Consider the following 14,249-nt stretch of genomic DNA (forward strand, 5'->3'; position numbering starts at 1 on the left):
TGATGCTGCTACCTTTGCCGCGTTCGATCATGATGAGCGCTCGTTCTTCCGCACTCAAATGGCTGTAATTCTTCATTCCAACACCCTACCTCATCACGGGTGTTGCACTTGATACTAGAGACTAAGAGGCATCAGCACGGTCTCTGCAGCCATCCGATTCACGAAAACCGGATCAAGCCGCGCCTGCAGCCAGGCGGCTTTTTTGTCGAGGCCAACTGGCGATCATCTCTTCGCGGAGCTCGAAATAAAGTCCCTCGCCACAAGCCCACGGTCCGGAAGGGCGCTCCAGTTGACATTACAGCATCCCGGATGGACTGTGTGCACTGAGGCATGCCCTAACGCGGGCAAGGCTAAATCGTGGCTTTGGCAATGTATGTAGCAAGGGTAGTACGTCGAGCCAGCCGCGCCTTTCCAAAGTGAAGTTCGCGATGACAATGTGGGCACAGGGCGGCAGCGTTCAATAACGTATCGTCTCCTTCCTCGCTGAGCGGAACAACGTGGTGAACCTCTAGGTACGGGCTACCATCTTCTCGCTCAAACAGCGCAGACTTGCAACCCGGCATCTCACACTTTCCGCCTGAGCGCACAATTGCGCCACGTACGACGAACGGATTCCTGACGAAATCGTCTCGTTGGACTGTGCGCTTTGCCGGCTTACCCTTCGCCATCTTTGCGCGCTTAATGACCGTCGTCTTGTCGGCACGCTTTGCAACTTCGGCCAGCCCATCTTCCTCGCTGGCAGGAGCTGCGCTCACCTTGCACGCAAACATCTGCGGTCCAATGTTACCTATGACGACTACATCGCCAATGTTCAGCCATGAACTAATGATTTCTTGGCCCATCCTGGGCTCTGGCTTGCGAGTGGGATCTGTAGCCCGCACCGCGTAGTAGTAAGAGGCAGTAACGGACGTCACCTTATGGTCAAAAAGTACAACGATTGGGAATGGCGGTCCCGGCCGAGTGGCGGCTGGTGAGATTCCTGCCGCCTCAATAGCGGTTCGCTGCTCTGCGTTCGGCACGTAGGCAGCCTTGTCCTTGTCAGTTTTCGTAACCGCTTTCAAGCCATAGTTGTCAAACAGCTTGCTCCAATCCATTGCAGACCTCCTTTGCACCCCAATGTGACCCAAAAGCCTATTGGGCTCTCTTGGTAACGTCAACCTCCCTAAGGATGGGTTGCACGGACGTGCCCGCTTACTCCGAAAGCGGGCACCTACGCATAATTCACTTGTGCTGGGTAGAATGAGTGATAAAAAGTCACAAACACCACCACCATTACGCTTTATGAGCCCACACGACGAAGAACTGCAACTGCCGCAAAAGGCGCTGGAATTCTATGACCAAAAAATTCGTTGGAAACTATCTCAACCGCATGACGCCGGGGTCGCGGTGCCGAGAGATAATTAATCGGTGGCTGAAGGGCAAGGCCTCCCCGCGCTTACGACATGCTGTATACCTCGCCCCAGAGGATTTGCTTCCGAAGCCCGCGCCGCCCAGCGGGCGTATAAATTCGATTTTATAGACCTATTCGCAGGCATTGGCGGCTTGCGCCGCGGCTTTGAGGCCATGGGCGGCCGTTGCGTTCTTACAAGCGAGTGGCGGTTAAAATCGGCAAGCGCCTTCCACTTGCTTTACATTGGGCTTCGCCTACTGTCGTCAAGGACGGTAATGGCCGGATGCTTACGCAAAGGCCACTTGACGCCAAAAATCTCGTCGGGAAACGCCGATCGCACGGGTCGAGCTTACTGTAGAGACGATCTTCAATCTCGTTGGCGACTCACCGAGCCTGAATATCGAATACTGAGACACTAAACGTGCCGATGCCTCCAGCTGTCTTGTAAAGACGACGGCCTCGCCCCCCAGCTATTCGTAGCAACGGCTGGCCAGACGCAAGTTCGCGGCAATCTCCTGCCGCAACCCAACCGGCGACAGAACTTCCACGCGTGCGCTGCGCTCCATCAAGAGATTGCGTAGCGCCAGGGATAGTGTCACCGTGGCACAGAGAAGAAAACCACCCGGCTCGTCAATGATTTCCTGATCGAGCGAGAGCCATTGTTCGCGGAACAAATGGCGGATGTCATCATCTTCGTGAACTCGAAGTTTGATCCGGATCTTCTCTCCCGGAAAAAACGAAAAGTACTCCTGCGTCCGGACATGCTCTTCGAGATCGAAGGCCGGATCCCGTTCCCCAGCCGTATCGGTGCAAGCCGCCGAGACGAAGCGGTCCAGCCGAAGATGATAGTAGCGATAGGAGCCACTGCGACTTCGGCGGGTAGCCACCACATAAAGTACCGGTCCGCGCTCCACCAAACCGACAGGCATCGCCTTGTACGATGTTGGGCGGTCGCTGTCCAGACGGGAGTTCTGATAGGTGATGTCGAGCAGCGTCGACGTGTAGAGTGCCCGCCGAACTGCATTAAGAATGTCCGAATCGACAGGTGGCGACACCAGCGGGTAGCCCGCCTCAATACGGACGGTCTTATCCTGCCAGGCACGCGCCTCATTCAGCAATGGATCCGCAGGACTTTCGATGAGCAACTTCTCTGCGCCCTCGAAATACGCCTGGAGCTGAGCGACTACATGACTTGGCAGATGGGTGTGAGCATGGCGCCTCAATGTCAACAGTGCAATCGCCAGTTCCAGTGGCGGCCGCCTTGCCGTATTGTTAGGCGCCTGCTTTTCCGTGCGCCACCAGACACGGTCGCGCGAAGTGCCCTGTTTGCGCACCAGCCCTTCGCTCTCCAGCGACTCGAGCGCGCGCAAAATGGTGTCGCGGCTCGGCGGGTCCGACCTGAGCCGCTGCCTGACCCGCTGGATCAGCTCACCCGAAGCGATGGTTTGCCCTGCCTCGACAGGCAAAGACTGGAGAATGTCTGCCCCAAGCCGAGGCCATCTTGTGGAATTGCCCATACGTTCTACTCAAAGCCGCGATCGCGTAACCTGATCCAAATTGGCCGCGCCTGCTGGCAGCCGCTTTTCTACGTCATGCCCCGAGCAGATGCGGCAATTGCGCCAGCACGTACAAAACGCCGCCGATCAATGCCCCGACAATGGTGCCATTCATCCGAATGTACTGAAGATCCTTGCCGACATTGAGCTCAATCTGGCGTGACATTTCCCTAGCATCCCAGCTTCGCACAGTGTTGCTGATATGACGCGTAATGAAATCGGCGAAGTCCGGCGCCATGCGCCCCGCAGCCTCACGCAACTGGGCGTTGATGGATTCCCGCAGCGATTCATTGCGGGCCAACTCGCCGCCAATCCATTGACCTGCCGCCACCACCTTCTGATAGACGGCGGAATCCGGAAGCTTGAGGTCTGTCCTCAGGCGATCGCGCCATTCATTCCAAAGCGCGCCAATATAGGTATTCAATTCCGGATGATCCTGCAGGTAGCGTTTGATCCCATTGGCCCGGGCACGGAACGACGCATCGCTCCGCAGCCGAACAATGAGATCCCGCGTCGCTTCATCGAACTTCTTGCGCAGCTCGTGCGACTCGTCCTCTTCCACTTGCGTCAGCACGCGACGCAAGGCGGCCGCAATCATCTCGGCGCCGTTGCTGCCGATCCACTCGGTAGGCAACAGCATTTCCTTTCTGGGATGTTCGTCTTTGAGCCACTTCACGATTTGCCGTGAAATCCGTTCACGCGTCTCAGGGTGATTCAGCAGATGTATCAGATGATTGAGTGATTCCTTCAGCAGCGCCTGATGACGATTGTCCCGTGTCAGCGCATCCAGGATGTTCGCTGCCGACTGGGTCAGATCGACATGCTCAATAACGGAAGCGAAGGATTTCCTGGCGAATGCCTGCACGTTCTTCTCGTCCATGACATCCAGCGCGCCATCCAGAAACTTGGCCACCGCCTCGCCAAGCCTGCGCGTGTTGGCGGCGGAATCAAACCAGTCGGTCACGGCCTGGGCCGGATTGTGACGATCGATCAGCGCGATCACGGAATCCTTGTCGAGGAACTTGTCCTTGACAAAGGTTGCCAGTCCTTCGGCAATATCGTCGCGTTTTCGGATGATGATGTTGGTATGGCCGGCCAGCCCGGGTACGGGAATGCGCTTAAACAGCGCCACCACCGCGAACCAGTCCGCCAGCCCTCCCACCATGGCCGCCTCGGCCGCGGCTCGAATCCAGTCCACTACCCACCCACGCGGGACAAACAGGGTGACGACGAAGACCATTGCCGCCACCAGCAGAAACACCATGGCTTTGCGTTTGGCAAGACGCAGTTCCTGAGCCTGATCCATATGCGACTTAATTCCTCATGATACGCGGCTGCCCCGGCAGCCCGACTCACAAATTCGAACTTGAAACGTTTGAACCGGGGTTGCGCATCCGCGAGGCGGCAAGTGCCGCTTCAGTCTGCGGGCTCATATGCGTTCAAGCAATGCCGCTGCAGCCCTCTCCGACAACACGATCACCAGCTTCATGGTCGCGCGCGTGGCACCCACAAATAACCGGCGTATCTCACGGTCGCCAAGCTGTTCAAAGTCGACTTCCGCCAGCACCACGGCCGGCGCGGACTGCCCCTTGAAGCGGAATACCGTGTCGGCCAGCACGTCACCATCGGAGTAGCCGGGCCGTCCAGACGAGTCATAACTCCCTGTGAACGTACGCAGTGCGTGTACCCCGATTTGGTTGAAGCCCAGCAGACCAGAACTGTCGCGCCCACGAAAGCTGAGCAGTGCCACGTCGCTCTTCCGAAATCCCGCTGAATAGCATTGCTTGATCGCCTCCTTGACGTGCTCGCGCATCTGTGCGGCGTCCTGGTAAACCAGAAATTCCACCTCGGCGCCAGCTACCGGGGCGCGGGCCTCCATCTCGACTTCTGGCGGCACAATCGATTGCAGCATCCGCACCACGGCCCGCGGGCTGCGGAAATTGCTGGTCGCGCGCATGCGGACCCAGCCGGACAGCTCAACGGGCGGATGGTCATAGAGATTCTGCATAGGGTCTTCAAGCCAGAGGATGCGTGCCTCGGGCCTGGCGTGACGCAACAGCAAATCGCGCCATTCCGGTGCGAAGTCCTGCCCTTCGTCCACGATCACGGTGTCGAACAGGAACTCGTCGGGCACGTCCAGTTCCCCGGCACGCGCGACAAGCTGAGCGAAGGCATCGATCGCGCTGAAGTCCGGCGTGTCACCCGCCTCCCTGACCATCTGGTCGCACAGCATATGGAAGGTGCAAACGCTGCCGCCTTCCGGCGCGATGTGGGTGAAATGATCGGCCAGCGGCCGGTTGTAACACACGTAGAGTGGCCGCAGCCCACGGTCCACCGCCGCGCGGAATTCGGCCAGGGCCAGTTGCGTTTTGCCTGATCCGGCCGTACCCGTGACGCGCAATCGAAAAGGCGTGAAATCGAGCTGGCGTGCCCAGTGAGCTAATCCGCCCGACACACGAGTGACCATGGAACGCGCCTGCCCGACCAGCGCACTGGCATCGGTCTCGAGCTGGATAATGTCCCTCAGGAACCGGTCCACGCGGGCGGCCAGCGGATTGGCCTGGCCGGCGGGCAGAATCTGCTCGATCCATGCGCACAACGCCTCGCGGCGGCTCGCGTCCACGATGCGCTCCGGAGACAACCCTGCGGTGTGCGGCGACCTGACCTGATGATCGGGGCAGAACAGCAGGAACTCGATCGTCATCGGCTGGCCGTTCAGTGCACGGCCGAGCTTGTTTCGCATGCCGTCGGCACTGCGCCCCATCTGCGCCGGCACGGATTTGACCTTGCCGTTGTACTGCTTGGCCAAGCCGTCCTCGGTCTCCATCAGCACGCCGCACTTCTGCTCGATCAACAGCAGATGGCCCGCGCGGTTCATCACAACGAAATCGACTTCACCGTAGATGGTGTGGCTTCTCTCCACATTGGTCCAATGTACGGCGTGGTAGACCGTATAGCCGTCCGGCAGCCCGGCTGCCAGTACCGCGAGCGTTTCGAACTCGCGGCGCAGTGGGCCGTCCGCCTCCATGGTTTCCCAGCCATCCGGCACGACGCGCGCCATTTCCCGCCCCCTATACTGATGGAACGCGGAGCATAACCGACGAGCTTTCGTTTCGCCACATGATGTGTTTTGCCACGTGAAATGACCCTACCCCTCTCTCGCAGGATCAAGAACGGGACACATCAGCCGTCTCGTCCTGGATCCGGTTGGCAATTCCGAATGGAATATGCACCATGGGGATATTGCCGGCCTCCGAACGCAGGTGGCTGATCTGGTCGTCAAAGTAGATGTGTGGCCGCAACACATCGAGGATGCGCGCCTTCTCCATGCCTCCGAGCAGGAAAGCCTGGTCAGGCGTGACCCCCCAACTCTTCAGTGTCGTCACCATCCGTTCATGCGCAGGTGCGTTGCGGGCCGTGACAATCGCCATGCGCAGCGTCTTTCGATAAGTGGCATCCTGTCCAATACGCTCTTCTTCAAGTTGTCGCAGGGCATCAAGTTGACGAAACAGCTTGGCGAGGAGCCCCGGCTGGTGGGGTATCTCGCGGCGGTGCATTTCATGCGCCTGGAACTCCCCCACGTCGTTATTGCGTTTGAAGACGGACTCCGATTCGTCATCGGCAATCACACCGTCGAAGTCGAACGCCACCCGCAGTTCCGTATCGAGTTCGTCATCGAAGACGGTCGAAGGCAATACAAGCCCGGCCGGATAGTTGGCGTCGATTGCACCGCGTACGTCGTCCTCGTTCGCCGTCAGGAACAGCGACGCGTTGAAGGCAGGCAGGTACGGGTGCGGAGAGCCGCCGGCCATGAATGCCGCGCGCGAGATGTCCAGCCCATAGTGCGCGATGGACCGGAAGATCCGCATCCCCGTTTCGGGCGAGTTGCGCGACAGCAGCACGACCTCGACCGGCAACTGATCCGGGAACGTCCGATTGATGCCAAGCAGCCGCTTGATGAACGGGAACGCTACGCCCTTGGCTAGCGGCACGTCAAGCTGCCGTTCCTGATGCAAGCGGTAGGCCTCCACGCCTTCCGTCCGGTAGATGTCATCCGATTCGCTCAAGTCGAACAGCGCGCTCGACGCCACACCAACCACGAGCTTGCTTTCAATGGGATAGGGCATTGTTCAAGTGATTTTGGAAACTTCCATGACCTTTCCGGTCGTAACGAACACAATCAGGCCTCGAGGTGCGCCGGTCATGGCCAGATAGTGGCCCACCTGTTCCCGGTAGTGGCTTCGCGCATCCATTGATGGGTTGACATCGCTCTTCCAGTCCACCACCACCTGCGCCACCCCATCGGCATCGAAGGCAATCGCATCCGCTACGCCCGCAGTCACGAACTCCGCGCCGGGCGATGTCGTCACCGACAGCAGCGGATACTCGGCCACCAGTCCGGGGCGGACCGCGACGATATCAGGCAAGGCAAGCGTACGGACCACGCACCCGGCAATTTCCGATGCCGAAACACCGCGCAGCGGATCGTCATGGGAAACCAGGTCCAGCATGCCGATCAATGCCGCCGCCCGCATCTCCAGTGCAGCAGGGTCTTCGGCAACCTCCCCGTTGAGCACCTCTTCCAGCAGCTTGTGGATCAGCAGCCCCCGTTCGCGCCCGCCCTGCACGCTGGCAACACCAGGATCCGACGGCCATTCGTCAAGACTCGGCGCGACCGGGTCGGCCGTCGGGCGTATCCACGTCGGCGCGGCGATATCTTCGCCGCGGCTGGGTGCACTCCAATAAAGTCCGCGATGCGCCCTTTTGATCCGGTCCGCCTCCTCGGCGAATGCATCCCGTGTCTGGGTATTCGCTGCCTGCGCCACTGGCACCACCTGATCGTCCGGAAGATGGGACACAACTAGCGCTGGCAGTTCGTGCAGCGGCAACCGCGGCAGGCTCATCCATGCGTTGTCCCTGATCTGTGCATCCAGGCGCGGCAGCACCAGCAAATCCCGCGCGCGCGTCATGGCCACGTACCAGAGCCGGATACGTTCCCGCTCCACTTCGGCCTGCTCAGCCTTGCGCGCGACCTCCAGTCCTGACGGCGCCACGCCGAACACCGTGCAATAGATGCCGTTCGTGGTACGGTCAATCAGCGTGCCTTCCGCCGCGCGCGCCTGCGTCATCGTATTGATCGGCATCACGATGGGCCACTCGAGCCCCTTGGCCGCATGGATCGTGTACAGCGCAACGGCCTCCTCCTGTGCATCGGGACGTCCTTCCGGCGCGCGCGACTCGTCGGTCCATGCCGCTGTCATTGCCAGCGAAAACGCACGCAAACCCCGCACGGCATAGGCGCTCGCCATGTTCAGATAGAGGTCTACGTTGGCAAGCGCACGTTCGGCCCGCCCGCCGTGGCGTTGGAGCAGTAGCGGCCTCACGCGCAACACATCCACCGCCTGCGCCAGCAGGTCGTGCGGCGTGGTGGCGTTAGCCTTGCGCCGCAGCGACTGCAGGCGCTCCAGTACATCGCGCGCCAGCGGGTCGACAATATCTTTCACCTCGGTCATCAACGTCAGACGCGGCAAAGCCGTCGGTGCGTTGGCCGGGCGAGGCAGCGCATCGACGATATCGAGCAGTACTTCCTCAACAAGCCCCACAAGCGGGCCGCGCAGCAGGGCGCCCAGCGCCAGCGTGTCGGCGGGGTCGGCCAGCACCCGTGTCAACGCAATGAGGTCCTGGATCTCCTGCCTACGGTAGAGTCCCTTGCCCGCCTGCGTGGCCACTGGAACGCCACGCCGTTCTAACGCCTCCTCGTAGCGCCAGAGGTCGCTGCCGGTTGGCGCAAGCAATGCGATGTCTCCCGCTCGACACGGGCGGCTTACACCGGTCTTGCGGTCGGTCAGCACGTGGCTGCCGATCAGGCGCGCGCACAGATCGGCTACCGTATCCGCTTCCGCGTCCCGCTGTTGCTCGGCTTTTCCGCCAGCCGGAACCGCCACGTCCAGCGCCACGACGCATGGCACGTCATCGCTGGTCTGGTGGAACGGTTCCAGCGCGCTGAAGCCGGGTTGCCCGGCTTCCTCGGACAGTAGCACGGCAAAGCGCGCATTCACATAATCCAGGATTGGTGCTTGCGAGCGAAAGTTCGTGGAGATCGACACCACGCTGTCGGCATGCTGGGCGGCAAGCGCGCTGCGGGCCGACACGAACGCGGCTACGTCTGCACCGCGAAAGCGGTAGATAGCCTGCTTGGGATCGCCCACGAGGAACAAGGCGCCGGGCCGGATCCGATACCGTGCCCAGTCGTCGACCTCCGCGCCAGGCTCAGGATCGCCGCACAGGCGCCAGAAGATTTCCGATTGCAGCGGATCCGTGTCCTGGAATTCGTCAACCAGTACATGGGTGTACCGGGCGGCCAGCGCCAGCCTGACTGGTTCATGATCACGCAGCAGATCACGCGCGGCGTAGATCAGGTCGTCGAAATCCAGCAAGCCGGCGGCACGCTTGTAGGCCCGGAAGCGATCTGCCACCGGTTGCAGCAACGTGACCAGTTCCGCCAATACGTGGCTTGCCACTTCGGCCGCCAGCGCATCCCATGTGACGCAGCAAAGCACATAGTGGCTTTGGGCCGCCTCGCAATGACGGTCAGCATCGGCCTGGCTGATTCCGGCCTGCTTCGCGGCGTCGCGCCATTTGGTCTTCTTCTGATACTTCCTGAAGGCCCCGCCCGAGGTAATCAACGCGGGACCGGGCCGCGTGCACAGCAACGCTACGAGATCCGGGTATCGGCTCCCATTGGCCAATCTATCCTGCAACGCAGCCAGCGGGGCGCGTACCGCCGCGACCATCTGCTCGAAGCAGTGGGACAACTCCACGGTATCCGGCTCGGCCGCATCGGCGCATTCGCGCACAAACGCCGAAAACGCGGTGCTGGCCTGCACGAAACCGGCGCCCATGGGTCCCAGCGGCTTGCCCGGCCGTGCCGTGGCATGCCGGTGGTGGCGTATCAGTCCCAGCACCTTGTTCACCAGCGCGATGGTCGGTTCGGGCTCCCGCATCGCCAGTTCAGCCAGCAGGCCGTCATGGGTGTCCAGGGCCTCTCGCAGCCACGCATCCGCGATTTCCTGGAAAGCCAGGTCGCCCTGACCGCCATCTATCAGGGTAGCCCCGGGATCCAGGTCCGCTTCAACCGGATACGGCTTGATCAGGCGCTGGCAGAAACCGTGAATCGTCGAGCAAGTCATCTCGTCGATGACATGGTTGGCGGCCCGCAGGAACCCCAGTTGCGCGTCGTCCAGACCGTCTGGCAGCGCGGTACGCATCTCGGCAGGCGGCTGCGCGGGTTGCTCAAGCAGCATGGTGACGAACTCGCGCACACGGATCACCAGTTCGCTGGCCGCCAGTTCGGTGAAGGTCACGGCAGCGATCCGTCTGGGCGCAACACCTTGGGCCAGCAGCATCACGATGCGGCCCGCCATCACCGCCGTCTTGCCGGACCCCGCGCCAGCCTCCACGAGCAGGGAGCGATCATGCACGGCCATGGCCACGTGGCGTGCGGCATCGTCAGGAAGCATTCTTCTCATGGCAGTTGTCATTCAGCAGTCCATACCTGGGTGGTGGCTCCCAGGCGTTCAGTGGTGGCCTCGAGCTTGCGGCTCAGGTAGGTAGCACACGCATTGGCGGGAAGCGCGAAACGCAGATCGTCATAGTCGATGCCCGCATCGATACCGGCCAGCAGCGCACCGGCAAGCAGGCTTTGCCGTGCGCTGCCCAGATAGCCCACCAGATCGGCCAAGGTCTGCTCGGGCTCGTCCAGCGGCAGTTCGCTGCCATCGCGTGGGTACAGCAGCGTCGCGCGAATGGAGACGTCGTCGCCAAGCAGTGCACTCACCGCGAACGCATAAAGACAACGTTGGAGTTCCCTGCCGCCGCGCAGCCGAACCTGCGCCTCCGGCGTGCGGCCGGTCTTGTAATCCGTCACGGCCGCTCGCCGTTTGTCGCGAGACACATCGAGGCGGTCGATGTAGCCCCGGATACGAAAGCCCGTGCCGGGAATCTCGACTGGCGCATTGATATCCCATGGCGCGGCGGTTTCATCGTAGGCCGTCCCGGCTTGCGCGCCACCAAATGGCACTTCGCCATAGGCGCGCGCGTCGGACAGGCTAGCGTCCCGGTAGCGCAGCGCTCGGGATGCCAGTTCCCGCACATCGTCGAGTGTCCGGCGCCAGATCACCGCGGGGGGCACCGGGCCGCCTGTCTCCCATTCGCGGGCGGCGTCCAATGTGGCAGACCTGACCGCCTCGTCAATCCTCTGCACGCTGGCAGACGCAAGGCTGCCTTCCCGTTCCAGCGCACGAACGGCCACGTCCAGCACGCGGTGCACGAGGTTGCCCAGGCTCAGCGCATCGAGCACGATCGGTTCGATGCCATCCTGTGGGACACGCCACCCCAGCGCATACTGCCAGACGAAACCCAGCGGATTGCGCAGCAGCCTGCTCAGCGAACTGGCCGACTGCGTGCGCCCTAGCGCGGCCACGATGACCGGGTGGTTTTCACGCACCACGCCGTCGTGCGGCGTCAGCATCGGCCTGTGCCAGTCATGCCAGCCCTGGATGGCCGCACGCGCCTGCGGGAGCCCGGCAAACTCCGCCGGGCGTGCAAGCAGGCGATCCGTCTCGCTGAATGCGTGCGCCGCCGGGCTGTTACGCCGCAGGTAGGCTTCCTGCGGCAGGGCATACAGCAGCGGGCTGCGTCCCAGCAAGCGCCCTTCGCCATCGCGCCTGGCGCGAGACAACACCACTTCATTTGCCGTGGTGGCAAGGATGCTCTGAAAATCGCGCCGGTCCACCACGCTGACGGGCGTGGGGTCCAGTTCCGCAGCTGGCACGATATGATCGGACAGCAGACGATCCTCGCTTGTGGCACGCGGCCAGCGCGAAGAGTTCAGCCCCAGTAACCGGACAAAGCGACGTGGCGCGGACGCCAGCGACGATGCCGGCATCCAGGCCACACTGGCACACGCTTCGAGGCCATCGTCCTGCTTCAGGCTGGCCAGCGTGGCTTCGATGGCCGCCGCCGGCCCCGCAAGCAGGGCGCGGCGCCAGATCGACAATGCGCGGCCGTCAAGCAGTGCTTCACCGGCCTGCTCCGCGCCTGCCACACCGCCGTCGAGCAGACCGATGACGTCATCTAGCGCTTGACCATGATCGATTTCGTCGGGCCAGTCCTGCGCCGTCAGTGTCGCCAGCCAGCGGCTCCACGTGGTGGCGGACGTCATGGGGGCATCAGCGGGGAGCTGCTTTGTCCAGCCCGGTGGCAAGCTGCCCAGCCCTCCCTTGTTGCCCGCGCACAGTCTGGCCAGGCGACGCACGCGGACCTGCGAGAGGCCGCGCACCAGCACATCGGCCAGTGCGGCAGCGGCCTGCCCGTCCCGGCTCGTCAGCACCGAGACGCCATGCACGAAATGGATGTCGAGACTGGCGTCCGCGCGCAGTGCCAGGAAGTCATCGTCGTAGTCGCCCGGCGCAACGGCAGCAATGGCAATGTCCTCAGGCCGGGCACGACCGCTGGCAAGTAACAGACGCGCCCAGCGCATGGCCTCGACAGCCTCATGCTGTGTGGTGGCCGCGCTGACGACGCTCACCACCGGCGTGCTAACGGGCTCCGTGATCACCCGGACAGCGGTCTCCGCCAGCCATGCTGGAATCGGCCGCGACCCGGCCATCCAGCACACGTCAAGCCGTTCGGCCAGCGCCCCCACAAGTTCGCGCCAGACGGGTGGCACGTCGGCCATGCCGATGCATTCGATTGTCCCCAGCAACTTCGGCGCCCGGTCGATACCCGCCATCGCTATCCGCAACAACTGCGGCGGACATTGCCTGGCGGGCGGCAACTGCGCCAGCACCGCGGATTCGAGCCGGGCAAGCGACGCCACGCGTGGATGCTGGCTAGCGCGCGCCTGCAGGTCGATGCCCGCCCGCCATGCCTTGCGTAAGGTATCCGCTGCCGCGCCCGCCATGCCGGGCAGCAGGCGGATGCCGTCAAGTTCGCCGAGCGCGATCGTCGGCAGTACCGCCTGAATGGCGTCCAGCAGCGTCTCGTCGTCGAGCGGCTCGATGAAGCCACCCGCCAGCCGAGCCGCAAGCTGTTCCATGGCCAGTATCTGTACGCCCTGCCGGCCGGCCCGTGCGGCATGCAGCCGCGCGGTGCGCATGGCGAGCCGCCCGTGCGTGATGATGGTATGTCGCTGCCCTGCTGCCATGCGAGAAATCTCCTGATGGGTGGCCAGTCGTTTGCATTGTCGCTGACAACTGCAAGATGGCCGACATGCTGAATGGCCACGCGCCGCACGTCATCCCCCCCACGTAAGGGGTGCGGACTTGGGTTCCGATACGGGTTCGGGCCCGCTCGGCCGGCGTCCAGTTCCGGTGGTCCGTGACACGCATGTATTGGACCCGGAGATCTGCGCACGCCATGCGCAGATCGACGCCAACAATGCGCATCCAGTCGGACTTTCAGGAGGACACGTATGTACGCGATCTCGAACTTCTCTACCACCGGCCATGGTCATGCGACGCCCCAGCCGCGCCGCCAGCGGGTGCTGCTGCGCCCCTGGGGCTTTTCCGAGCAGGAGACCGCCGGTCTCCTGACTGATTTGCCCGATCTCTGTGGCCGACTGCAGTGGGGCCAAGACACCAAGGCCATGGCGCGCCCCGATCTGGTGATCCACCTGGTCGATGCCACGCGACTGAGCGGCGTGTTCGGCGGCGCCCGCTGGAACGCCATGGGGCCCGTCGATGCGATGTGCAAGGCGTTCCGCCGTGGTGCCAGCGAAGTGGCGCTGGTACTTGGCTCGACGCACCATCTGCCCCATCGCCGGCACGGCTGCTGGATACTGTCGGGCGCGAACAGCCTTGCCGCATCGCTCGATATCGTGGTGCGGACGATGATCGAGCCGTTGTTCCTTGCCCCGAGCGAACGTACGTGGAGCATTCATGACCTGGCGGCCACGCATACCCTGTGCACCCTTTCACGGGAACGGGCGCTCGAGCACGACACGCTGGCTCGGCGCCTGACGGCCGCTGTGGCCACGGCACTAAATTTCAGCCATGTGACACCCGCGCGCATTGCGGTCGCCGCCGAAGCGCAGGTTCTGGACGACGTCGTCTCCATGAACCCGATGATGCGCGACCGCATGCGGCTCTTCCGGCGACGCCCTTCGGTGTCCGATCTCTCGGCCGAGGTGATCGTGGCGTATCCGTGGCCAACGGGCCTGCTGGAAGACACAGCCTTCCGATAAGCCGACGCTAGCCCATGCTTCCAGCATCCCGGAGAACTGGGCGGGCAACCGGCGGCGC

General features: G+C 62.5%; 10 protein-coding genes. 3 read left to right on the forward strand and 7 right to left on the reverse strand.

What is annotated here, in order from left to right; genetic code table 11:
- Positions 1-350 precede the first annotated feature (350 nt).
- Positions 351-1,094, reverse strand: coding sequence for an HNH endonuclease (locus tag MFF62_RS29915; RefSeq protein WP_238267598.1), 744 nt, complete (start codon positions 1,092-1,094; stop codon positions 351-353).
- A gap of 239 nt (positions 1,095-1,333) precedes the next feature.
- On the opposite strand from MFF62_RS29915, the gene MFF62_RS30975 reads away from it, so the two are divergent.
- Positions 1,334-1,519, forward strand: coding sequence for a hypothetical protein (locus MFF62_RS30975; RefSeq protein WP_404990859.1), 186 nt, complete (start codon positions 1,334-1,336; stop codon positions 1,517-1,519).
- A 23-nt stretch (positions 1,520-1,542) separates the two neighbouring features.
- Positions 1,543-1,809, forward strand: coding sequence for a hypothetical protein (locus MFF62_RS30980; protein ID WP_404990860.1), 267 nt, complete (start codon positions 1,543-1,545; stop codon positions 1,807-1,809).
- A gap of 51 nt (positions 1,810-1,860) precedes the next feature.
- Here MFF62_RS30980 and MFF62_RS29925 read toward each other — a convergent pair whose 3' ends face one another.
- From MFF62_RS29925 to MFF62_RS29950, 6 genes are all read right to left on the reverse strand, one after another.
- Entirely contained in the window at positions 1,861-2,907 is a 1,047-nt protein-coding gene (locus MFF62_RS29925) for a helix-turn-helix transcriptional regulator (protein WP_238267600.1), read from the reverse strand.
- A gap of 73 nt (positions 2,908-2,980) precedes the next feature.
- Positions 2,981-4,252, reverse strand: a complete 1,272-nt coding sequence (locus MFF62_RS29930) for a DUF445 domain-containing protein (RefSeq protein ID WP_238267602.1) — start codon at positions 4,250-4,252, stop codon at positions 2,981-2,983.
- A 123-nt stretch (positions 4,253-4,375) separates the two neighbouring features.
- Entirely contained in the window at positions 4,376-6,007 is a 1,632-nt protein-coding gene (locus MFF62_RS29935) for an ATP-binding domain-containing protein (protein ID WP_238267604.1), read from the reverse strand.
- 106 nt (positions 6,008-6,113) lie between these two features.
- Positions 6,114-7,073, reverse strand: a complete 960-nt coding sequence (locus tag MFF62_RS29940) for a 5'-nucleotidase (protein WP_238267606.1) — start codon at positions 7,071-7,073, stop codon at positions 6,114-6,116.
- A 3-nt stretch (positions 7,074-7,076) separates the two neighbouring features.
- On the reverse strand, positions 7,077-10,466 hold the full coding sequence (locus MFF62_RS29945; RefSeq protein ID WP_238267615.1) for a UvrD-helicase domain-containing protein: 3,390 nt from the start codon (positions 10,464-10,466) through the stop codon (positions 7,077-7,079).
- A 17-nt stretch (positions 10,467-10,483) separates the two neighbouring features.
- The gene (locus MFF62_RS29950; protein WP_238267617.1) at positions 10,484-13,153 is read right to left on the reverse strand and encodes a PD-(D/E)XK nuclease family protein; all 2,670 of its coding nucleotides are present in this window, start codon (positions 13,151-13,153) and stop codon (positions 10,484-10,486) included.
- Between the two features lie 267 nt (positions 13,154-13,420).
- On the opposite strand from MFF62_RS29950, the gene MFF62_RS29955 reads away from it, so the two are divergent.
- Positions 13,421-14,191, forward strand: a complete 771-nt coding sequence (locus MFF62_RS29955) for a hypothetical protein (protein ID WP_238267625.1) — start codon at positions 13,421-13,423, stop codon at positions 14,189-14,191.
- Positions 14,192-14,249 lie beyond the last annotated feature (58 nt).

The sequence above is a fragment of the Cupriavidus pauculus genome, assembly GCF_022179805.1.
Lineage (GTDB): Bacteria > Pseudomonadota > Gammaproteobacteria > Burkholderiales > Burkholderiaceae > Cupriavidus > Cupriavidus pauculus_E.

What these genes read in the sequence shown, in the direction of transcription:
- MFF62_RS29915 (WP_238267598.1), bottom strand. Translation starts at nt 1,094, where the DNA reads ATGGATTGGAGCAAGCTGTTTGACAACTATGGCTTGAAAGCGGTTACG.
- MFF62_RS30975 (WP_404990859.1), top strand. Translation starts at nt 1,334, where the DNA reads ATGACCAAAAAATTCGTTGGAAACTATCTCAACCGCATGACGCCGGGG.
- MFF62_RS29925 (WP_238267600.1), bottom strand. Translation starts at nt 2,907, where the DNA reads ATGGGCAATTCCACAAGATGGCCTCGGCTTGGGGCAGACATTCTCCAG.
- MFF62_RS29930 (WP_238267602.1), bottom strand. Translation starts at nt 4,252, where the DNA reads ATGGATCAGGCTCAGGAACTGCGTCTTGCCAAACGCAAAGCCATGGTG.
- MFF62_RS29935 (WP_238267604.1), bottom strand. Translation starts at nt 6,007, where the DNA reads ATGGCGCGCGTCGTGCCGGATGGCTGGGAAACCATGGAGGCGGACGGC.
- MFF62_RS29940 (WP_238267606.1), bottom strand. Translation starts at nt 7,073, where the DNA reads ATGCCCTATCCCATTGAAAGCAAGCTCGTGGTTGGTGTGGCGTCGAGC.
- MFF62_RS29945 (WP_238267615.1), bottom strand. Translation starts at nt 10,466, where the DNA reads ATGCTTCCTGACGATGCCGCACGCCACGTGGCCATGGCCGTGCATGAT.
- MFF62_RS29950 (WP_238267617.1), bottom strand. Translation starts at nt 13,153, where the DNA reads ATGGCAGCAGGGCAGCGACATACCATCATCACGCACGGGCGGCTCGCC.
- MFF62_RS29955 (WP_238267625.1), top strand. Translation starts at nt 13,421, where the DNA reads ATGTACGCGATCTCGAACTTCTCTACCACCGGCCATGGTCATGCGACG.